The organism is Amycolatopsis pretoriensis (assembly GCF_900107925.1).
In the GTDB taxonomy this organism is placed as follows: Bacteria; Actinomycetota; Actinomycetes; order Mycobacteriales; family Pseudonocardiaceae; genus Amycolatopsis; species Amycolatopsis pretoriensis.
The window spans coordinates 669,676-690,184 of record NZ_FNUJ01000007.1 but is presented as its reverse complement, the minus strand read 5'-3'; the positions used below and the strand labels follow the sequence as shown (position 1 = coordinate 690,184).

The 20,509-nt window shown below is 71.8% G+C and carries 18 protein-coding genes; 8 read left to right on the top strand and 10 right to left on the bottom strand.

Features of this window, described 5'->3' with window-relative positions:
* Window positions 1-19: 19 nt before the first annotated feature.
* Entirely contained in the window at window positions 20-691 is a 672-nt protein-coding gene (gene rpe / locus BLV96_RS33150; protein ID WP_086671274.1) for a ribulose-phosphate 3-epimerase, read from the bottom strand.
* 121 nt (window positions 692-812) lie between these two features.
* Here rpe and BLV96_RS33145 point away from each other — a divergent pair, with 121 nt between their 5' ends.
* From BLV96_RS33145 to BLV96_RS33130, 4 genes are all read left to right on the top strand, one after another.
* Window positions 813-2,012, top strand: coding sequence for a sensor histidine kinase (locus BLV96_RS33145; protein WP_086671201.1), 1,200 nt, complete (start codon window positions 813-815; stop codon window positions 2,010-2,012).
* Window positions 2,009-2,668 carry a response regulator transcription factor gene (locus BLV96_RS33140; protein ID WP_086671272.1) on the top strand — a complete coding sequence of 220 codons (660 nt, stop codon included), beginning with the start codon at window positions 2,009-2,011 and terminating at the stop codon, window positions 2,666-2,668. The genes BLV96_RS33145 and BLV96_RS33140 overlap by 4 nt, the downstream gene beginning before the upstream one ends.
* Window positions 2,669-2,824: 156 nt before the next feature.
* Entirely contained in the window at window positions 2,825-4,219 is a 1,395-nt protein-coding gene (gene phoA, locus BLV96_RS33135; protein WP_086671200.1) for an alkaline phosphatase, read from the top strand.
* A gap of 102 nt (window positions 4,220-4,321) precedes the next feature.
* Window positions 4,322-5,407 carry a serine hydrolase domain-containing protein gene (locus BLV96_RS33130; protein ID WP_208608381.1) on the top strand — a complete coding sequence of 362 codons (1,086 nt, stop codon included), beginning with the start codon at window positions 4,322-4,324 and terminating at the stop codon, window positions 5,405-5,407.
* Window positions 5,408-5,437: 30 nt separating this feature from the next.
* Here the strand turns inward: BLV96_RS33130 and BLV96_RS33125 are convergent, their stop codons facing one another.
* The 5 genes from BLV96_RS33125 to fmt form a co-directional block, all read right to left on the bottom strand.
* Window positions 5,438-6,265 (bottom strand): SLATT domain-containing protein, encoded by an 828-nt coding sequence (locus tag BLV96_RS33125; RefSeq protein WP_244180637.1) that lies wholly within the window; start codon window positions 6,263-6,265, stop codon window positions 5,438-5,440.
* A 44-nt stretch (window positions 6,266-6,309) separates the two neighbouring features.
* Window positions 6,310-6,768, bottom strand: coding sequence for a cell division protein SepF (locus tag BLV96_RS33120; RefSeq protein WP_086671196.1), 459 nt, complete (start codon window positions 6,766-6,768; stop codon window positions 6,310-6,312).
* A 206-nt stretch (window positions 6,769-6,974) separates the two neighbouring features.
* Complete coding sequence (locus BLV96_RS33115; protein ID WP_086671193.1) at window positions 6,975-7,472, bottom strand: flavoprotein; 498 nt, start codon at window positions 7,470-7,472, stop codon at window positions 6,975-6,977.
* On the bottom strand, window positions 7,469-8,893 hold the full coding sequence (locus tag BLV96_RS33110) for an RsmB/NOP family class I SAM-dependent RNA methyltransferase (RefSeq protein ID WP_086671192.1): 1,425 nt from the start codon (window positions 8,891-8,893) through the stop codon (window positions 7,469-7,471). The genes BLV96_RS33115 and BLV96_RS33110 overlap by 4 nt, the downstream gene beginning before the upstream one ends.
* A complete protein-coding gene (fmt, locus tag BLV96_RS33105; RefSeq protein ID WP_086671190.1) occupies window positions 8,890-9,816 on the bottom strand; it encodes a methionyl-tRNA formyltransferase in 927 nt (308 codons plus the stop codon). Before fmt ends, BLV96_RS33110 begins: the two co-directional genes overlap by 4 nt.
* A 256-nt stretch (window positions 9,817-10,072) precedes the next feature.
* Between fmt and BLV96_RS33100 the strand changes: the two genes are divergently transcribed.
* Window positions 10,073-10,900: a GNAT family N-acetyltransferase gene (locus BLV96_RS33100; protein ID WP_244180635.1), complete on the top strand. Its 828-nt coding sequence runs from the start codon at window positions 10,073-10,075 to the stop codon at window positions 10,898-10,900.
* Between the two features lies 1 nt (window position 10,901).
* Here BLV96_RS33100 and ggt read toward each other — a convergent pair whose 3' ends face one another.
* Window positions 10,902-12,698, bottom strand: coding sequence for a gamma-glutamyltransferase (gene ggt, locus BLV96_RS33095; protein WP_086671188.1), 1,797 nt, complete (start codon window positions 12,696-12,698; stop codon window positions 10,902-10,904).
* Window positions 12,699-12,913: 215 nt separating this feature from the next.
* Between ggt and BLV96_RS33090 the strand changes: the two genes are divergently transcribed.
* On the top strand, window positions 12,914-13,720 hold the full coding sequence (locus BLV96_RS33090) for a lysozyme (RefSeq protein ID WP_086671186.1): 807 nt from the start codon (window positions 12,914-12,916) through the stop codon (window positions 13,718-13,720).
* A gap of 48 nt (window positions 13,721-13,768) precedes the next feature.
* Here BLV96_RS33090 and BLV96_RS49365 read toward each other — a convergent pair whose 3' ends face one another.
* Window positions 13,769-14,230, bottom strand: a complete 462-nt coding sequence (locus tag BLV96_RS49365) for a hypothetical protein (protein ID WP_143051067.1) — start codon at window positions 14,228-14,230, stop codon at window positions 13,769-13,771.
* 57 nt (window positions 14,231-14,287) lie between these two features.
* Between BLV96_RS49365 and BLV96_RS33080 the strand changes: the two genes are divergently transcribed.
* Window positions 14,288-15,631, top strand: a complete 1,344-nt coding sequence (locus tag BLV96_RS33080) for a hypothetical protein (RefSeq protein ID WP_143051066.1) — start codon at window positions 14,288-14,290, stop codon at window positions 15,629-15,631.
* A gap of 83 nt (window positions 15,632-15,714) precedes the next feature.
* A complete protein-coding gene (locus BLV96_RS33075) occupies window positions 15,715-17,043 on the top strand; it encodes a pyroglutamyl-peptidase I (protein WP_086671180.1) in 1,329 nt (442 codons plus the stop codon).
* A 44-nt stretch (window positions 17,044-17,087) separates the two neighbouring features.
* Here the strand turns inward: BLV96_RS33075 and BLV96_RS33070 are convergent, their stop codons facing one another.
* Both BLV96_RS33070 and metK read right to left on the bottom strand, forming a co-directional pair.
* Window positions 17,088-19,187: a primosomal protein N' gene (locus tag BLV96_RS33070; protein ID WP_086671178.1), complete on the bottom strand. Its 2,100-nt coding sequence runs from the start codon at window positions 19,185-19,187 to the stop codon at window positions 17,088-17,090.
* Between the two features lie 107 nt (window positions 19,188-19,294).
* A complete protein-coding gene (metK, locus tag BLV96_RS33065) occupies window positions 19,295-20,497 on the bottom strand; it encodes a methionine adenosyltransferase (protein ID WP_167379817.1) in 1,203 nt (400 codons plus the stop codon).
* Window positions 20,498-20,509: the final 12 nt, after the last annotated feature.

Here is a 20,509-nt window from a genome sequence, read left to right as displayed (position 1 = left end):
CCCCGGTGCCGCCGCGCGGTCAGCCCGCCCGGCCGCGGGCCGCCTGCTCGCGCAGCGCGGCGACCGCCTTGCCCGGGTCGCCGGCGCCGTAGACGGCCGAGCCCGCGACGAAGCAGTCGACGCCTGCCTCGGCGGCCTGCTCGATGGTGTCGGTGTTGATCCCGCCGTCGATCTCGACGACCAGCTTGAGGTGCCCGGTGTCGACCAGCCGCCGCGCGGTGCGGACCTTGTCCAGGACCTCGGCGATGAACGACTGCCCGCCGAAGCCCGGCTCGACGGACATCACCAGCAGCGTGTCGTAGTGCTTCAGGGCGTCCAGCCACGGCTCGAGCGCGGTGCCCGGCTTGATCGACAGGCCGGCCTTCGCGCCCGCGGCGCGCAGGTTCTTGGCCAGCGCGACCGGGTCCTTCGCGGCCTCGGCGTGCACGGTGACGTTGTAGGCGCCGGCCTCGGCGTACCCGATCGCCCAGCGGTCCGGGTCGTCGATCATCAGGTGGCAGTCGATCGGCACGTCGGTGCTCTTGAGCAGCGCCTTGACCACGGGGAGGCCGAGGGTCAGGTTGGGCACGAAGTGCGCGTCCATGACGTCGACGTGGACCCAGTCGGCGCGGGTCTCGCCGGTGCCGGCCACGGCGGCGATCTCCTCGCCGAGCCGGGCGAAGTCCGCGGACAGGATGCTGGGGGCGATCAGGGGTCGGTCTGCCACGTCCTGAGTGTAGGAGGAGCGTGCTAACGCTCACTAACCGGTTGTGACCAGGATCTGGCTCCGCGGAGGGAGGCGGCGGCCACACCGGCCGTCCTACGCTCGCCGCATGTCCGGATTCTTCCGCTCCCTGGCGCGGCTCGGCAGCTACCGCGGCCTCCCGTTCGCCGTCGCGGGCGCCCTCTTGATGGTGCCGGTGTCCCCCTTCGCCTTCGCCGCGGCGGTCGCCGTCGAAGCCGATTCACGGGTGCGGGCGCTGCTCGCCCTGGTGGCCATCGCGGTGCTCACGGGCCTGCTGGGTTTGCTCGGACCGGTGCGGCGCGCCGGCATCGGGCTGGCGAACCTCCTGCTCGGGACCGCGGTCCCGGCGCCGGCCGGACGTCCCGGCGCCGGGACGCGGCTGCGCTCGGGCCTGTGGCTCGCCCTGCACACGCTGCTCAGCGGCGTGCTGCTCACCGTGCTCGCGTTCCTCGGGCTCGGCCTGCTCGTCCCCGCGGTGTGGCTGGCCGGCGGCCAGGACTCGATCAGCCTGTTCTGGGACGACGTCCCGCTCGGCGCGTGGACGGTCCCGTTCGGCGTCGTGCTGCTCTTCGGCGCGCTCGTGCTGGTCGCGGGCGCCACCCGCGCGTTCCGCACCGGCGCCGAAGCGCTGCTGGGCCCGTCCGACACCGAGCGCGCGGCGCTCGCCGAACGCCGCGCCGCCGTGCTCGCCCAGCGCAACCGGCTGGCCCGCGAGCTGCACGACTCGATCGGGCACACGCTGACGACGTCGACCATCCAGGCGGCCGCGGCGGCCGATCTGGTCGAGGCCGACCCGGCCCAGGTGCGGCGCGCGCTCGGCACGATCGAAGAAGCGTCCCGATCCGCCCTCGAGGACCTCGACCACGTGCTCGGCCTGCTGCGCGAGGAGCCGGCGGCGAAGGAGCCCACCCGCACGCTCGCCGAGGTGGACGTCCTCGCCGTGCGTGCCCGCGAAGCCGGGGTCGACGTCCGGCTGACCGTCACCGGGCCCGTCGCCGGCCTGCCCGCCGCCGTGTCGCGCGAGGGCTACCGGATCGTCCAGGAGGGCCTGACGAACGCGTTGCGTCACGCCGGCCCGGGCACCGTCGAGGTCCACGTCGAGGCGGGGGCCGAGCGGCTCGCGATCGCCGTCGTCAACGCGCTGCCCGGCGTCGAACCGCGGCCGGGGCGGGGCGGCCTGGCCGGGCTCGCCGAGCGCGTCGAAGCCCTGCGCGGCGAGCTCGACGCGGGTCCCGACGGGCCGCGGTGGCGGCTGTCCGCGACCATCCCGCTGCGGGCGGGCGCGTGAGCCCCACCGTGCTCCTGGCCGACGACGAGCCGCTCGTCCGCACCGGCCTGCGGGCGCTGCTGGAGCAGCAGGGCATCCCCGTGGTCGGCGAAGCGGCCGACGGCGCCGAGGTGTTGCCCGCGGTGCGCCGCACCCGGCCGGACGTCGTGCTGATGGACGTCCGGATGCCCGGCACCGACGGCATCGAGGCCACCCGGCGGCTGCTCGGCTCGCTCGACGACCCGCCGAAGGTCCTCGTCGTCACGACGTTCGACAACGACGACTACGTGCACGAGGCGCTGCTGGCCGGGGCGAGCGGGTTCCTGCTCAAGCGGGCGCGCAAGGAGGAGATCGCGCACGCGGTCCGGACCGTCGCGGCCGGGGAGTCGCTGCTGTTCCCCGAAGCGATCCGGCGGCTGGTGACCGCCCGGCCGCCCGGCGGGCGGTACGCGCGGGCCGCGAAAGCGCTCACCCGGCGCGAGGCCGAGGTGCTCCGGCTGGTCGCGCGCGGACTGTCCAACCAGGACATCGCGACCGAACTGGTGATCAGCCTGGAGACCGTGAAGACCCACGTGGGCAACGTCTTCGGCAAGCTCGGCGCGGCCAACCGCAGCCACGCGGTGGTCATAGCGTACGAATCGGGCGTCGTGCGGCCGGGTCATCTCGCCGGTCAATAACCGACGTGCTCCCGGTCACCCGCGGGAAGCCATGAGTTCGGCCAGCGGCCACCCGGTGGTCACCTTCGCTTTCTACGCACCACACATGCGGGAGGACTAATAGCCCGTGTCCGAAATCCGGGCCGTAATCCCCGAAGTCCCCCAAAGAGGAGAAACATGGCTTCGCTGTTCGCCGGCCGCCGCCGGTGGCTGGTCGCGGGCGCGCTCGGCGCCGCGCTGGTCGCCGCCGCCCCGGTCGCCCTCGCCACCAACGGCTCCGACTCCGCCGACGCGCGTTCGTCGGCCGGCACCGGTGACCGCACGAACGACGTCCGCGCCGCGATCCAGGGCGGCCACGCCCGCAACGTGATCCTGTTCATCGGCGACGGCATGGGCCAGTCGGAGATCACCGCCGCCCGCAACTACGAGCGCGGCGCCGCGGGCCGGCTCGCGATGGACGAGCTGCCGCTGACCGGCGACTACACGACGTACGCGGTCGAGCAGAACAACCCGGCCAAGCCGAACTACGTGACCGACTCGGCCGCGTCCGGCACCGGCTGGGCGACCGGCACCAAGACCTACAACGGCGCCATCTCCGTCGACGCGTACGGCAACGACGTCCCGACGATCCTGGAGATCGCCAAGCGCAACGGCCTGCGCACCGGCGACGTCACCACCGCCGAGGTCCAGGACGCGACCCCGGCCGTGCTCGGCTCGCACGTCGTCAACCGCGACTGCAAGGGCCCGGTCGAGACGACCGCGAAGTGCGCGAAGAACGCCAAGGAGAACGGCGGCCTCGGCTCGATCTCCGAGCAGCTGGTGCAGACCCGCCCCGACGTCCTGCTGGGCGGCGGCGCGAAGTACTTCAACCAGCCCGTGACGGCCGGCAAGTTCAAGGGCAAGCCCGTGCTGGACCAGGCCAAGGCGGCCGGCTACCAGGTCGTCACCACCGCGGCGGACCTGGCGAAGGCGCCGAAGGGCAAGCCGGTCCTCGGCCTGTTCGCCGACGGCAACATGCCGGTGAACTGGACCGGCCCGGCGGCCGTCCACGGCGGCACCGCGCCGACCCGCTGCGCCACCAACGCGAACCTGCCGAAGACCCAGCCGAAGCTGGCCGACCAGACCCGCAAGGCCCTCGAGCTGCTCGACGACCGCCGCAGCGACAAGGGCTTCTTCCTCCAGGTCGAGGGCGCGAGCATCGACAAGCAGGACCACGCGGCGGACCCGTGCGGCCAGATCGGCGAGACGATCGACTTCGACGCGGCGATCGCGGCGGGCACGGCGTTCGCCCGCAGCCACCCCGACACGCTGGTGCTGGTGACGGCCGACCACGGCCACAGCAGCCAGATCGTCGAGCCGACGGCCACCCCGGGCCTGACCGCGACGCTCGTCACCAACGAGGGCGCGAACATGACCCTGGCCTACGGCACCGCGGAGACCGGCGGCTCGCAGTCGCACACCGGCACCCAGGTGCGCATCGCGGGCCTCGGCCCGCAGGCCGCCAACATCGTCGGGCTGACCAACCAGACCGACGTGTTCGGCACCCTGAAGCGCGCGCTGAAGCTGCGCTGATCCGGTGGGGCAGGCCCCCGGACGTTTCCGGCGGCCTGCCCCATGCCCCCTGGTGTTCCGGCTCCCTAGCGTGGGGAGCACCGAGACACCAGGGGGTTTTTCATGCGGAAGTCAGTGCGGATCATCGCGGCCGGCACACTGGTCGTGCTGCTGGCGGCGACCACGGCGGCACCGGCGTTGGCCGCCGGCTCGCCGGTGCAGGCTCGGTTGGACGTGCTCACCGCCCAGGACGGCGTACCGGGCGCGGCGGCGGTCGTGCAAGACGGCCCGCGGACGCGGGTCACGCGCAGCGGCAAGGGTGACGTCACCACGGGGAAACCGTTCCCGCGCAACGGTTCTTTCCGGGCGGGCAGCGTCACGAAGTCGTTCGTGGCGACGGTCGTGCTGCAGCTGGCCGGCGAGGGCCGGGTGAAGCTGGACGCGCCGGTCGAGCGGTACCTGCCGGGGCTGCTGCCCGATCGGCGGATCACCGTCCGGCAGCTGCTGCAGCACACGAGCGGGATTCCCGACTACCTGCAGGACTTCGACCTGAGCGACCCGGAGGCGTTGCGGCACCGCGGCGCTTCGCCGGAAGAGCTGGTGGCGATGGCGCTGCAGCACCCGGCGCTGTTCCCGCCCGGGACGAGCTGGTCGTACTCGAACACGAACTACATCGTGGCGGGGATGCTCGCCTCGAAGGTGACGGGGAAGGCACTGGGTGACCTGATCGCCCAGCGGATCACCCGGCCGCTCGGCTTGCGCGACACGTACTTGCCGCGCCGGGGCGACGAGAAGCTGCCGGACCCGCACGCGGTCGGCTACACACCGGACCGGGTGGATTTCAGCGACTTCGACGCGACGATCGCGGGGGCGGCGGGCGGTCTGGTCTCGACACCGGCCGATTTGGACCGGTTCTACGGAGCGCTGCTGGGTGGCCGGTTGCTGCGGCCGGCGGAGCTGGCGGAGATGAAGCGCACGGTGCCGGCCGACCTCGGTGTGCCGGGGGCTCGCTACGGGTTGGGGTTGGGCAGCATTCCGTTGTCGTGCGGGGAGTTCTGGGGCCACGAGGGCGGGATCATCGGCTTCACGAACTTGGCGGGCGTGGCCCCGGGCGGCCGCCGGGTGACGGTGGTGCTGAACCAGAACCCGACCCCGGCCGAGGCGAACGGCCACCTGCTGGCCGCCACCGACGCGGCGGCGTGTTCGTAGTGCAGTAGGTCGAGCACGTCGGTCGGGCGATCAGCCGTCGTTCGGATTCCGCCCCTCCGGCGGCTGCTCGAGGTTCTGCTGCCGCTTCTTCTGTTCGCTCTTCAGCCGGTGCACCTCTTCGACGAACTCCGCCAGTGCATCTTCCTCGGACAGCTTCTTGTATCGACCGACGCCGATCTCGACAGCCTCCCACTCCTGTTCGATGGCGTCGGCGGTCTGCTGGAGGTAGAAGCTCCGCTCCTTGTACTTGAAGTAGCCCATGAAGCCGCTTGATATGCCGACAAAGAACGTGATCCCAAGCGTCACCCAGCGGATGACAACAACTTCTGCGGCAATCGCAGAGGCAGCAGTGGCAGCCAAAGAACCGATGATCAAAAAACCTTGGAGCATATTGTTGACGCTTCGATATTTCTTGCTCTCCTCGCGAAGTTGATCGACGTCAGAGTACGCGTCTTCCTTATAGGTGATCTTTCGGACCTTCGGCTCGACGTCCGCTTGTGCCAGAACCTGCTTGCGCGCGTCCCGCTCGCGCGCCAGTTCAAGCTCCAAAGCTCCTTCGCTCTCGCGAACCCGACGACCACCTTCCCCAGGCACCAGGGGGCCGCCCGGATTTCTCTTGAGCAGGTAAGACGCGAAACAACTGGCGACCACAATCGGCAGAGCCGGGATGTAGACAGCAATCAACACGGTTCGACTGATCGCCGGGAGCCAGGCGATGACATAAAGGAAGATCAGGAGCACCGGCCCGAAGACAAGGGCGATGTTGGACCACCGCTGCCTCCGACGAGCCACGGCGAGCTTGTGTTCGATCACTCTGATCTGATGAGTCATGCTGAGCAAATGCTCATTCACTGTCACGATTCAACGCTCCATGACGACACTGGACCAACTCTGGACAACAATCAGGCGCGACGCGGTGGTGTGACGATCAATGTCGTGACCGAGGGTCGAAACAACCACGCTTCCGAATGACATGCGAGCCCGCCACAAAAATCAGCCAGCCGTCGGGCATCCTCAACCTCCAGTTGCGCAAAGTCGATAATAGTGACATTCCCGGCACGGACCGCCCGTCCGACCTCCAAAGCCGAAGAGGTGAAATCCACTGGACTGATACGAAGCGCACCGGCAAGATGAACTGCAGGATCCACTTCGCGATGCGCGTACTGCGCGTTCAAAGCGATTGCAGCGTCGAGAATTCCGTCGAGAACGTCGACAGTAGCTTTCGCTTGGATACGACCATAGTGGACCGAACGCAAGTGCTGACGTTCACCACGCAGGGCACGACTAACAAGAACTCCAACCGTGAAAACCGTAATCACAGCAACGATCGGCCACGCCAAAATAGCCAACAGGGCAAGCATCGGATCACTCAACGAAGCCACAGACCCCCGAGAACCAGGTCGCCCCTCCCCGGCGCGACTGTGGTGATTTTTTACCAGAGGCTCTTCACGACAGCAAGCCTCTAACCGTGGTCAAATTGTGGACAATTCGAGCCCGATGAGGTCTGCATCTTTCACGTCATCCAAGCCGCCGTCATCCAGGCGATCGGCATCCGCGCAGGTGCCGCTCAGGGCAGCAGGTCCAAGGCTTCCGTCCACGGACGCCCGACGTTCAACCGGTGCAGCGTCACCCCGGCCCCCGCGAGGGTGTCGAGGTGGCGCTGCCACGCCGGGTGGAACACCCGCGTGTCCTGGATCTGGTACGCCACCACGATCGTGATCCCCGGCGCGCCCAGGACGTCCCCCAGCACCGTCAGCGCCTGGTTGTCCGCGATCCCCAACGCCAGCTTGGTCACCGAATTCGCCGACGCCGGCGCGAACAGGAACACCGACGGGTCCGGGTGCGGCCGCGGCTCCCCCGGCAACCGCGAGACGCTGCGCACCGGCAGCTCCACCGACTCGGCCACCTCGGCCAGCGCGCCCGTCGATTCCAGCCAGCGCGAAGCCGTCGGCGTCAGCGTGATCGCCGGGCGCCAGCCGCGCTCGGTGGCGGGCCGGACCAGCTCGGCGGCGAACCGGGTGTCCAGTCCGCCGCACGAGCCCGCTACCAGCCCGAGGTCCCTCACGGCTTGCGCAGCACGGCGCAGAACATCGCGTCCGTGCCGTGGCGGTGCGGCCACAGCTGGACGTACGGCCCGTCGCCCAGCTCGGGCACGCCCGGGAACAGCTCGCGCGCGTCCAGCACCTCGGCCTTCAGCCGCCGCGCCGTCTCGCCGAAGACGCCCTCGGTCTCGGCCAGGTGCGGCGAGCAGACGACGTACGTCAGCGCGCCGCCCGGCCGCAGCAGCTCGTACGCCGCCGCGAGCAGCTCGCCCTGCAGCTTCGTCAGGTCCGCGACGTCGGACGGCTGGCGGCGCCAGCGCGCCTCCGGCCGCCGCCGCAGGGCGCCGAGCCCGCTGCACGGCGCGTCGACCAGGATCCGGTCGTAGCCCGGCTCCAGGCCGCTTTCGCGCCCGTCGCCGACGTGCACCTTCACCGGCAGCCCGCTCGTGGCCTTCTCGACGAGCTTCGCGCGGTGCGGCGCCTTCTCGACGGCGTCCACGGTCGCCCCGCTCAACGCCGCCAGCGCGCCGAGCAACGCCGCCTTGCCGCCGGGGCCGGCGCACAGGTCGAGCCACCGCTCGTCGGAGCCCTCCAGGGGCACCTTCGTCGCGGCGATCGCGCACAGCTGGCTGCCCTCGTCCTGGACGGCGGCCAGCCGCTCACGGACCGGCTCGACGTCGGCCGGGTCGCCTGCGCCCGCGGGCAGGCGCACGCCGTACGGCGAGTACGGCGCCGGGTCGCCGCCGGTGATCGCGGCCAGCTCGTCGGCGCTGATCTCGCCGGGGCGGGCGACCAGGTGCACCTCGGGCCGCGTGTCGTCGGCTTCGAGCGCGGCCTTGAGGCCCTCGCCCTTGTCCCCCAGCGCTTCGGCGAACGACCGGGCGACCCAGCGGGGGTGCGCGGTGCGCAGCGCGTAGGCACCGATCGGGTCGGTGGCCTCGTCCGGCGCGAGCTCGTCCAGCCACGCCGCTTCGTCCTTTTCGGACACCTTGCGCAGGATGGCGTTCGCGAAACCCGTTGCCCACGAACCGGCTTCCGCGCGCACGAGATCCACAGTGGACGTCACGGCGGCGTGCTCGGGGATGCGGGTGCGCAGCAGCTGGTAGACGCCGAGCCGCAGCGCGTCGAGCACCGCCGGGTCGGTCTGCGAGAGCGGACGCTCGGCGCAGGCGGCGATGACGGCGTCGAGCAGGCCCTGCGCCCGCGACGCGCCGTACGCGAGTTCGGTGGCCAGTGCGGCGTCACGGCCGGAGATCCGCCGCTCGCGCAGCAGGTCGGGCAGGACGAGGTTGGCGTAGGCGTCCTTCGTTCGCACCGCCGCGAGGACGTCGAAAGCGGCCTGACGCGGCGGGTCCACCGCCGGCGGCCGGCGCGGCCCTTCCTTGCGCGGCGCGGGACGGCCCCGCTGCGGCCGTGACGGACGTCGTTCCCTGTGGTCGTTCACCGGAGGCGTTCTCCCTGCTCGATGCGTGATCCGCGAGCCCAGTCGGTGGCCGCCATCCGTTTCTTGCCGGGTGCCTGGACTTCGCCGAGCCGCAACGGCTTCGTCGCCGTCCCGACCAGCACCCGCTTGCGTTCGACCACGATCTCGCCCGGCGGCGGGCCGGGTTCGTCGAGCACCGAGACCGGGCCGAGCTTCAGCCGTTCCCCGCGGAACTCCGCCCACGCGCCCGGGTCCGGGGTGACCGACCGGATCTGCCGGTCGACCGCCGAGGCCGGGTCGGCGAAGGACACGCGCGCGTCCTCGACCGTCACCTTCGGCGCGTAGGTCGTCCCCTCGGCGGGCTGGTCGCGGGCGACCAGGCTGCCGTCGGCCAGACCGTCCATGGTGGACAGCAGGAGCTTGGCCCCGGACTCCGCGAGCCGCCCGAGCAGGCCGCCGGCGGTGTCGGTCGCGCCGATCGCCTCGGTGACGACGCCGAAGACCGGACCCGCGTCCAGCTCCTTGACGATCCGGAAAGTCGACGCGCCGGTGATCTCGTCACCGGCGCGGATGGCGGCCTGCACCGGCGCGGCGCCGCGCCACGCGGGCAGCAGCGAGAAGTGCAGGTTCACCCAGCCGAGGCGCGGGATGTCGAGGGCGGCCTGCGGCAGCAACGCTCCGTAGGCGACGACCGGGCAGGCGTCCGGCGCCAGCTCGGTCAGGCGCGCGAGGAAGGCCGGATCGCCGGCGCGCGCGGGCGTCAGGACCTCGATCCCGTGCTCGTCGGCGAGGGCGCCGACGGGTGACCGGACGACGCGGCGGCCGCGGCCGGCCTGCGCGTCCGGGCGGGTGACGACGGCGACGACCTCGTGGCGGCCGGAGTCGAGCAGGGCGCGCAGCGCCGGGACGGCCGGCTCGGGGGTGCCGGCGAAGACGAGCTTCATCGGCCCACCCCCGGTGGGGAGGGTTCAGGTGGCTGGAACATCGGGCCCGAGTCTAGAAGGCCCCCTCCGACAGAGCGCGCTGTGGTTGTCCACACCCCCGCCGCGATGTGGACAACCGGCTCCTGCCACGGCCCTTTCCCGCCTTTCCGCCGGCGACCACCGATACGCTGGACTGGGGACGCCCCCCGGAGAGGGTGGGGGTTGCGTTCGGGGCCTCGGCGGCGGGTCGGCCGATGCGCTCCGCGCCGCCGACGTCGTGAGCCGGGTCGGCGCCTCGCGCGTGGACCTGGCGCGCGGGAGCCTCGCGGCCTTCGCCGGCGACACGATGATCGGCTACATGAAGATCCGCTACAAGCCGACCGCGGCCGAAGTCCACCGGGTCTTCCTGGACGGTGGCGTGCACCCGGACCACCGTCGCCGCGGTATCGGCACCGCCCTCGTCGAAGCGGGAGTGGCCGCCGCGAAGGTCCTGCACGCCCGGCACCACCCGGGGCTGCGGCTCGCGGTGGACGTCCACCGGCCCGAGCACATCGCCGGCCTGGCCGAGCTGATGCGGTCCCAGGGCTTCGCGCCGGTGCGGTTCTTCCGGCGCATGGAGCGCCCGCTCGGGGACGTCGCGCCGGTGAACGCGCGGATCGAGCCGTGGTCGGAGGAGACGGACGAGGACTTCCGGCGCGTCCGGAACGCCGCGTTCGCGGACTGCTGGGGCGCGGTGCCGATGCCACCGGACATGTGGCGGAACAAGATCGTCAACCAGACGTTCCGACCCGAGGTCAGCTTCCTGCACCGGGACGCCGCCGGGGTCCCGGTGGGCCTGTTGGTGACCCTGTCCTGGGACGCCGACACCGAGGCCACCGGAGTTCGCGACGCGCACTTCATGATCGTCGGGACGCTCCCGGAGCACCGTCGCCGCGGCATCGCGACGGCCCTGCTGGCGCACGCGTCGAGCGCCGCGAAGGAGCGGGGTTACGACCGGGCGAGCCTGGTCGTGGACTCGGCGAGCCCGTCGGGCGCCTCCGGGGTGTTCGAGCGGGCCGGGTTCGTCCCGAAGGCGCCGTACGTCCGCTGGGCTCTCGAAGCCTGAGCTACCAGCGGGCCGGCCACACCACCTGGGCCGCGCCCTGGCCGCGGCGGACCGGTTCCGCCGCCGCCAGCCAGCGGCCGTCTTGCAGGCGCTCCACTCCCGTTGCCGCGCCGATCTCCGCCGGCGCCGTCGAGAAGCCCTGGCCGCGGGCCTTCAGGTCCGCCGTCTCCGGCTGGTCCAGGAACGCCTGCTCGACCTGGGCGGCCGCCGAGTTGCGCTGCGACGCCCGCGGTGCCGCGATCGCGTCCTCCAGGGACAGCCCGCGGTCGAGCCGGCCGAGGATCACCTGCAGCACCGTCGTGATGATCGACGCGCCACCCGGCGAGCCGGTCGCGAAGAACGGGCGGCCGTGGTCGAGCACGATCGTCGGCGCCATCGACGAGCGCGGCCGCTTGCCCGGACCGGGCAGGTTCGGGTCGGGCACGCCCGGCGTCACCGGCGTGAACGAGAAGTCGGTCAGCTCGTTGTTGAGCAGGAACCCGCGACCCGGCACGACGATCCCGCTCCCGCCCTCCTGCTCGATGGTCAGCGTGTAGGCGACGACGTTGCCCCACTTGTCGGCGACCGTCAGGTGCGTGGTGTTCTCGCCCTCGTACGGCGTCGGCGCGGGGCTGGCGCCCGCGGCGCACCGAGCCGGGTGGCGGGGGTCGGCCGGCGCGACCGGGCTGGTCGCGGCCTTGTCCTTCGAGATCAGGCACGCCCGCGAGTCGGCGAAGCGCTGGCTCAGCAGTTCGCGCGCCGGGACGTCGATCACGGCCGGGTCGCCGATCCAGCGGTTGCGGTCGGCGAAGGCGAACCGCGTCGACTCCAGGAAGTACTGCAGGTAGTCGGCCTTGCTCACGTGCTTCAGGTCGAAGTTCTCGAGGATGTTGAGCGCCTCGCCGACGGTGAGCCCGCCCGAGGACGGCGCCGGCATGCCGTAGACGTCGAGGCCTTCGTAGCGCGTGTGGGTCGGGTCGCGCTCGATGGCGCGGTAAGCGGCGAGGTCCGCGGTGCTGAGCTTGCCGGGCCGCACGTTCAGCGTCGAGGCCGGGTCCTTCGGCGGCTGCTGGACGGTCTTCGCGACGTCGGCGCCGATCGGGCCGCGGTACAGCGCGTCGACGCCCTGGCGTTCGAGCTGCGCGTACGTGTTCGCGAGGTCGGGGTTGCGGAAGACGCTCCCGGGCGCCGGCGGGGCGCCGCCGGGCAGGTACAGCGAGCGCGTCGACGGGAAGGCGGCGAACCGCGCGGCGTTGTTCGCGATCTGCGTCTGGAACGTCGAGTCGACGACGAAACCCTTGCGCGCCAGGTCTTCCGCGGGCTTCAGGGACTTCGCCAGCGAGCGCGTCCCCCACTTGCGCAGCGCCTCGGACCACGTCGCTGGCGTGCCGGGGACGCCGACGCTGAGCCCGCTGGTGACGGCGTCGTTGAACGGCAGCGGCTGGCCGTTCTCGACGAACAGGTTCGCGTCGGCGGTCTTCGGCGCGGTCTCGCGGCCGTCGAGCGTGTGGACGCGGTGGGTCTTCGCGTCGTAGTAGACGAAGAACCCGCCCCCGCCGACGCCGGCGGAGAACGGGTCGGTGACCCCGAGGGCGGCGGCGACCGCGACGGCCGCGTCGACGGCGTTGCCGCCGTCGCGCAGGACCTTCGTGCCGATCGCGGTGGCGTCGGCGTCGATGCTGGCCACAGCGCCCCCGAACCCGACGGCGACCGGGGACTTCGGCGTGGGGGTGGCGGCGGTGGCGGGTCCGGCGGCGACGGTCGTGAGGACCGCGGCCGCCGCGGCGATGACGAGGGTGCGACTCCGGAGCGCGGGCATGCGGGCGAGTCTGCCCCTCCGATCAGGCGGCTTCAAGACGCCAAAGGGCGCGGATCGGGCCGATTCGCCCGGTTTGCCAATGTTTCACATATTTCCCCAGACTTCGAAATTGCTTCACATGGAGCAGTGACGTTGGAGTACCCGATGTAACAGAATCATGCGGCGCGGCCTGCACACCGCGCGTTCGCGAGGGCAACCGAAAGGAACAACCGAAGATGACTGCACCACGGAGGTGGCGCCGCCTGCTCGGCGCCGCTGTCGCGGTTTCGGCCTCCCTGCTGGCCGTGACCGCCCCCGGCGCCCAGGCTTCCCCGGGCCCGGACGCGTCGGACAACCACGAGATGGGCGCGTCGATCCGCGCCCACGACGGGGTGGCCCCGGCGGGACTCGCGCCGGCGTCGGTGGACGCGAGCGTCCCCGGCATCGACGTCAGCTCCTACCAGGGCAACGTCAACTGGGCGTCGTACTGGAGCGCGGGCAAGAAGTTCGCCTACGTCAAGGCGACCGAGGGCACCAGCTACCAGAACGCCTACTTCAGCCAGCAGTACACGGGTTCGTACAACGTCGGCATGATCCGCGGGGCCTACCACTACGGCCGCCCGGACGGGGCCGGCGGCGCCGCGCAGGCCGACTACTTCGTCGCCCACGGCGGCGGCTGGTCGAAGGACGGCAAGACGCTCCCGGGCACGCTCGACATCGAGTGGGGCCCGAACAACGCGTGCTACGGCAAGACGCCGGCCCAGATGGTGGCGTGGATCAAGGCGTTCAGCGACGAGTACCACGCGAAGACGACCCGCTGGCCGGTGATCTACACGGCGACGAGCTGGTGGAGCCAGTGCACCGGCAACACGGGTGACTTCAGCTCGACGAATCCCTTGTGGGTGGCGCGGTACGCGTCTTCGGCGGGGACTTTGCCGTACAACTGGGGCTTCTACACGTTCTGGCAGTACAGCTCTTCGCCTATCGACCAGGACCAGTTCAGCGCGGACATTTCGCGGTTGAAGGTCCTCGCGACGGGCTGATCCCGAGCGGGAGCACGCCACTCCGCAGGGCGTGCTCCCGTTCTCGGATCATTTTGTGGTCCTGATGCGCTCTCCCAGGTGCTTCTTCGCCTCAACCACGTCGCGATCCGAGAGGAGCGGCTGAACGCCCTTCAGCTTGTCAGACACGACCGTGTAGACGTGGTCGAGATCCGCTTCCCAAGTCGGACCGTTTTGCCGCGCGCCGGCGACCAGGCATTCCTTGCCGCCGTCGCCGTACTTCTCGACCAGGACGACGACCACCTCATCACCTTTTCGAGAGGTGAAGCCGTTGCTCCCGAACGGGCATTTGTAGATGAACCCACGCTTCACAGCCATGACCGGATTCCTTCCGAGGGCGAAGGCCAACCGTAAACCGCGCGCGCCGTCCTCAAGCCTTTTGCTGCGAAACCGGTGCACCCGTTCGGCGGCGTTCCCCGGCCCGCCGGCTCGGGAAATCTCCTCATGCCACCGGTCAGCCGCGGACGACCGACCTCGCTCGGCGATGACCAAGGACGCGACCCGTGGCCACGAGTTGAGCGAAGCCAACTGGCGGCCTGGTTGCTCAAGATGTGGCGCCTGTACGGCGAAACCGACATCCTGACCATCCGTCAGCTGGCGGCGGCAGTGCGCAGACCACCAGTCGACAACGCCACCATCTCCCGCTGGGAGAACTCCCGGTCCACCGTGCCGACACCGGCGCTACGCCAGTACGAGCGGCTCTTCGACCTCCCGCAAGGCGAGTTGGTGGCCGTGATCACCGCACTCGACCGGGACCGCCCCGCGGGACGGCGGACCGCGCCGCGGTGTGACGAACTGCTCGACAAATGTCTCGGCCGCGATCCCGTTTCCGCAGCGGAATGGGCCGACCTCATCATTTCCCTCACCCAGCCGCGGCGCAAAGTCACTCGGCCGGTCTGGGACACCCTCCTCCACCGGCTGCTCACCGAAATGTGCCTTTCCGTGGGCTGGCGATACTTGCTCCGGCTGTCCGCACTCCAGCGCGTCCACCAGCACCCGGCGGGAGGCGCCGCGCTCGTCGCGGTGACCGAAGAATTCGTCACCGAGCCGGCTTGCCAGCTGATCATCGACCCGATCGCCTTGCTCGCCGCGAATCGGGCACCGACGGCCTCCCGCCGCCTCTTTCGCCTGCTGTGCGAACCGCGCAACGAGGCCGAACAGCTTGGTGCCCTCTTCGCGTGGGCGGCCCGGCCGCCTGACACACCCGGCTCGGTTCGCCGGCTCGAAGCCGTCGCCCGTGAGCTGTGCGCCGGGGCGTCGACATCATCGCCGGTGCGGGAAGCAGCTTCGGACGTGCTGCTCCGGCACCGCCCGAGCGCGCGGTCGGCACCGCTGGGACGTGCGGGAGAGGCCGTTTTTACCGAACTGCACGCCGCCTTGGCCAGAAGTCAGACCCGACACCACGAACTAGACCTGCTCGGCCCGCGAATTCTCCGTCAAGCGCTGGCCAGCACCGACAGCGACCTGCGTATCCTCACCGTCAACGTCCTGCACGCGTCGCCGTTTCGCGGAGTCCTCGCCGACTCCGTCGCGTCGCTGCTGACCGGTGGGCGCACGACGAGCCCCGACGTGCTCGTGGACTTGCTGGGCAGCCTCGGCGACCTCCGGCACCGCGCGGTCGTCGAGAACCTGCTGCGGCGGAGCTCGGCGCGGAATGCGGCGGCCGTGGCGCTGGCCCACCTCCCCGGGCGGACGGACCTGCGTCTCTGGCACCACGTCCTCACCGCCCACCCGACCGGCGGGAGCACCCAGCGAGCCGCGCTCTACGCGGTGGGGATGAGGGGCGACCGCGCCGGGTTGCGGCTCTTGCGGGCCCGGGCGCCCGTCATCCGGGCCCGCGCGAACTGGTGGCTGCGGCTGCCCACCGAAGCCTCGGCGAGCGCGGCCCTCTGACGCTTCCCGACCAATGCGGGTTACGCGGGTGGCGCGGTCGGCGGAAGACTCGACCGCGTCACCCACGCCGTGGAGGGAAACCCGTGCGCCTGACCGCTCTGCTCCCCCTGCTCGCCGCTCTTCCGCTGATCGCGCTCCCCGGGGTGGCCACCGCCGCGCCGGGCTGCTTCGACCCGGCCGTTCCGCTGACCGTCGAGGAACAGCGCCTGACCGCGACCCTGCCCTCCGGTGGCCCCGCCGTCGGGCCCGAGCTCGTCCGGCTCGCCGGGCTCGATCCGCTCGTCGCCGACGTGAAGCACGACCTCTGCGCCGCACGGACTCCGCGCCGGGCCGAACGCGTTGTCACCCAAGCCGGCGATCGGCTGTGGCGGACGGCCGTCGATCGGGCGCAGGGCCGGCGGCCGGATCTCGGGACGCTCGACCGGTTCGACGACCGGCCGCTCTACTGGGCGCGGCTGCAGCTCTGCAGCGCGATCCGGCAGCTGGCGTCGTTCCCCTCCCGGCGGGACAGCTTGCTGACCGCGTTCGACCGCGGCTCGCGCGGTCTCGACGACGTCCGGTTCCCGCTCGGGAAGACGCGGCGGGTCCTGGTGAGCGGCTTCGACCCGTTCCAGCTCGACGGCTCCGGCATCACCATCTCGAACCCGGCGGGAGCGTCGGCCTTGCAGCTGGACGGCCGCGTCCTCGACACGGCGGCCGGCCCCGCCGTCGTGCAGGCGGTGAGTTTCCCGGTCGTGTGGGGCTACTTCGACGAGGGGATCGTGGAAGCGGCGTACGGCACGGCGTTGCGCGACCGCGCCCGGCGGCCGGACGTGGTCATGACGATCAGCCAGGGCCGTCCGGGCCGCTTCGACGTCGAACGCTGGGCGGGCGCCTGGCGCGGCGGTTTCCCGGACAACAACAACGTTTCCGTGACGGGCGGGGTCCCGCCGGCCGCGGGCTGGCCCCAGCCGGACGTCCAGTTCATCGAGACGACGCTGCCGTACCCGCGAATGCTGACCGTCACCGGCGCGTACCCGGTCAACTTCAACCAGGCGTTCTGCGTGTGGCCCGCGCAACCGGGCGTGGGGACGCCGGTGTGCCGCTCGGACGCGCCCGCCCCGGGCGAAATCGCGGCTTCGGGGGGTGGCGGAGATTACCTCAGCAATGAATCGATGTTCCGCGCGAACCGGGTCCGGCTCGGCCTCGGATTGACGTCGGTGGCGGGCGGGCACCTGCACACACCGGTGCTGGGCCAGCCGACGGGCTTGACGGACCCGGCTTTCGAGGGCCGCCGCCAGGCGATCGCGGCCGAGGTGATCGATCTCGCGGCCGCCGCGGCCGGCGGCACCAGTCCGGCGGTTCCGTTGCCGGTCAAGGAATCCGCGCAGGCGGCGATGGATGCGTTGCCGGGCACGGTGCTGGGCCGCTGATCCGGCGGATTTCGCGCGTATGCCACGGATTCCGGTCCTGCCGATCAGATCAGGTCCAGCGGATCCAGCTGGATGCGGATCGGTTCCGTGGCCTTCTTCGCGTCCCGCCGGGCGGCCGCCGCGTGGATCGCCGATGACAACGCCTTGCCCTCGGCGCGCGAAACCCTGACCAGCGCCCGCTCGCGCTCCGAGTTGCCCTCTTCGTCGATCTCGCCCAGCGGTACCGGGCCCAGCACCTCGCCGGACGACGGCAACGGCAAGTCCGCCAGCAGCCCGGCGACCGCGTCCGGGCTTCCCTCCACGCTCGCCATCCGCATCGCCGGCGGGAAGCCCAGCTCCCTCCGCTCCGCGAGCTCCTGACCCGCGTGCCACGCCGGGTCCCAGCGGACCAGTGCCTGGACCACCGGCATGCCCGCCTCCGCCCCGACGATGACTCGCCCGCCGGAAGACGCGGGGCGCACCAACGCCGCCGCTGCCATCCAGCGGCGCAACGCCTCCTCGCCCGCCCGCAAGTCCTGACGCCCCAGCAACGCCCAGCCGTCCAGCAGCAGCGCCGCGCCGTAGCCGCCCTCGGCCACCGGCTCCGCTCCCGGCGTGCACACCACCAGCGCCGGCTTCCCGGGAACCGAGGCCAGCACCTCCGCCGCTCCCGACGTGCGGACCGGGATGCCCGGGAACGCCCGGCCCAGCTCCTCCGCCGTCCGCTTCGCGCCGACGATCACCGCTCGCAACCGCACCGAACCGCAGGCCGTGCAACGGAACGCCGTCTCCGGGACGCCGCACCAGCGGCACGCCGGGGGCTTCGGCTGCCCGTCCACCGACCCGCCCGGCAGCGACAGCGGTCCCGCGCACCGGCGGCAGTGCGCCGGTGTGCGGCAGTTGCCGCAGGCCAGGCCCGGGACGTACCCGCGCCGCGGGACCTGGACCAACGTCGGGTGGCCCGCCGCGAACGCCTGGCGCGCCGCTTCGAACGCCACCGCCGGCAGGCGCGCCACCCGCGCCGCCTCGTCGCGGGCGACGTCGAAGTCCTCGCCCACCGGCGTCACGCGCGGCGCCGCGGAGCGCAGGACCGTGCGGTCCGCCAGCACCGGCGCCGCCCAGCCGGACTCGACCAGCAGCTGCGCCTCCGCCGTCCGGGCGAAGCCCCCCACCAGCAGGGACGCCTTCGCCGCGTGCGCGCGGTCCATCAGCACGTCCCGCACGTGCGGGTACGGCGCGTGCTGGTCGAGGTGCAGGTCGTCGCCGTCGTCCCAGACCACGAACAGGCCGGGGTCGTGGACCGGCGCGAACATCGCCGCCCGCGTGCCGACCACCACCCGCACCGCGCCGCGCAGCACCGCCAGCCAGCGCCGGTAGCGCTCCGCGGGCCCGAGGCCGGCGATCAGCGCCACGACGGCGTCCTCCCCCACGACCGCCGCGCACGCCTCGTGGACCCGGGTCAGGTCGCGGTGGTCCGGCACGACGAGCACCGCGCCCCGGCCGGCCGCGGCCACGACTCCGGCGGCCTCGGCCAGCCGGCGTGGCCAGTCTTCGCCCGGCAAGGCCTGCCAGACGGCGTTGGCGGGCTTGCCCTCCCCCAGTGCCTCCAGGAACGCCGGACCGCGCTGGTAGCGCGTCCAAGCCGCCGTATCGGGCTCATCAGAAGAAGCCGCCGCCGGCGCCACGGCCGGCTCCCCTTCGGCTTTCGCGTGCCGGGGCGGGATCGCGAGGCGCAGGACGTCGGACAGCGTTCCGCCGTAGCGGTCGGCGACCGCGCGGCAGACCGCGTGCAACGACGGCGGCAGCACCGGCTCCGGTGAGGTGACGCGGTCGAGGAAGGCCAGCTTGCTGCCGTAGTCGCTGGTCTCGCCGCGTTCGATCAGGTAGCCGTCGACGAGCTGCCCGGCGAACCGGACGCGGACGCGGCACCCGGGCACGGCGGTCTCGTGCAGCTTCTCCGGCACGAGGTAGTCGAACGTGCGGTCCAGGTGGGCGAGGGGGATGTCGACGACGATCCGCGCGACCGGCCGCTCGGGTGCGGGCTTCTGCGCCCCCTTGGCCTTCGCCCCCGGCTTCGACGGTTTCCGGGCACGCGAGGGGGCCGCCTTGGGTGCGGGCGGCGTCTCCGGGAGGTCCCAGAGAGCGGCGGGCTCGGAGCTACTCACGCCACGATCTCTACCAGACCCCTCCGACAACCCTCACGCCAGAAGCCGTGAATGGCACATTGAGGGACACTTAGTCCCTCAATGTGCCATTCACGGACTTGCGGGTCTCAGGCGCCGGCCGCGGCCTTGAGGGCTTCGGCTCGGGCCGTGCTCTCCCAGGGGAGGTCCAGCTCGGGCCGGCCGAAGTGGCCGTACGCCGCCGTCGGGGCGTAGATCGGGCGCAGCAGGTCGAGGTCGCGGATGATCGCCGCCGGCCGGAGGTCGAAGACCTCGGTGATGGCCTGCTGGATCTTCGACGGGTCGACCGTCTCGGTCCCGAACGTCTCGACGAACAGGCCGACCGGGGCCGCCTTGCCGATCGCGTACGCGACCTGCACCTCGGTCCGCTGGGCCAGGCCCGCGGCGACGACGTTCTTGGCCACCCAGCGCATCGCGTACGCGGCGGAGCGGTCGACCTTCGACGGGTCCTTGCCCGAGAACGCGCCGCCACCGTGGCGGGCCATGCCGCCGTAGGTGTCGACGATGATCTTGCGGCCGGTCAGGCCCGCGTCGCCCATCGGGCCGCCGATGACGAAGCGGCCGGTCGGGTTGACCAGCAGGCGCGCGCCGGAGGTGTCGATGCCCAGGCCTTCGAGCTCGGGGCCGACCACGTGCTCCTTGACGTCGACACTGAGCATCCGGTCGAGGTCGATCCCGTCGGCGTGCTGCGAGGAGACGACGACCGTGTCGAGGCGCACCGGCTGGTCGCCGGCGTACTCGATGGTGACCTGGGTCTTGCCGTCCGGACGCAGGTACGGCAGCACGCCGTCCTTGCGGACCGCGGTCAGCCGCTTCGAGAGGCGGTGCGCGAGCGCGATCGGCAGCGGCATCAGCTCGGGGGTGTCCGAGCAGGCGTACCCGAACATCAGGCCCTGGTCGCCGGCGCCCTGGCGGTTGATCTCGTCCTCGTCGGACTCGACCCGCGACTCGTAGGCGGTGTCGACGCCCTGGGCGATGTCGGCCGACTGGGAGCCGATCGCGACGTTGACGCCGCAGGAGTTGCCGTCGAAGCCCTTGGCCGAGGAGTCGTAGCCGATCTTCAGGATGACGTCGCGGACGATCGTGGGGATGTCGGCGTACGCCTCCGTGGTCACCTCGCCGGCGACGTGCACCTGACCGGTGGTGATCAGGGTCTCGACCGCGACGCGGCTTCGAGGGTCCTTCGAGAGCAGGCCGTCGAGGATCGAGTCGCTGATGGCGTCGCAAATCTTGTCGGGGTGCCCTTCGGTCACCGACTCCGAGGTGAACAATCTGCTGCTAGACGCGGTCACGGTGGCCGTCAC

Excerpts from the sequence above, each read along its gene's own strand:
- BLV96_RS33145 (WP_086671201.1), top strand. The coding sequence starts at position 813 with ATGTCCGGATTCTTCCGCTCCCTGGCGCGGCTCGGCAGCTACCGCGGC.
- phoA (WP_086671200.1), top strand. The coding sequence starts at position 2,825 with ATGGCTTCGCTGTTCGCCGGCCGCCGCCGGTGGCTGGTCGCGGGCGCG.
- BLV96_RS33130 (WP_208608381.1), top strand. The coding sequence starts at position 4,322 with ATGCGGAAGTCAGTGCGGATCATCGCGGCCGGCACACTGGTCGTGCTG.
- BLV96_RS33120 (WP_086671196.1), bottom strand. The coding sequence starts at position 6,768 with ATGCTTGCCCTGTTGGCTATTTTGGCGTGGCCGATCGTTGCTGTGATT.
- fmt (WP_086671190.1), bottom strand. The coding sequence starts at position 9,816 with ATGAAGCTCGTCTTCGCCGGCACCCCCGAGCCGGCCGTCCCGGCGCTG.
- ggt (WP_086671188.1), bottom strand. The coding sequence starts at position 12,698 with ATGCCCGCGCTCCGGAGTCGCACCCTCGTCATCGCCGCGGCGGCCGCG.
- BLV96_RS33090 (WP_086671186.1), top strand. The coding sequence starts at position 12,914 with ATGACTGCACCACGGAGGTGGCGCCGCCTGCTCGGCGCCGCTGTCGCG.
- BLV96_RS33080 (WP_143051066.1), top strand. The coding sequence starts at position 14,288 with ATGTGGCGCCTGTACGGCGAAACCGACATCCTGACCATCCGTCAGCTG.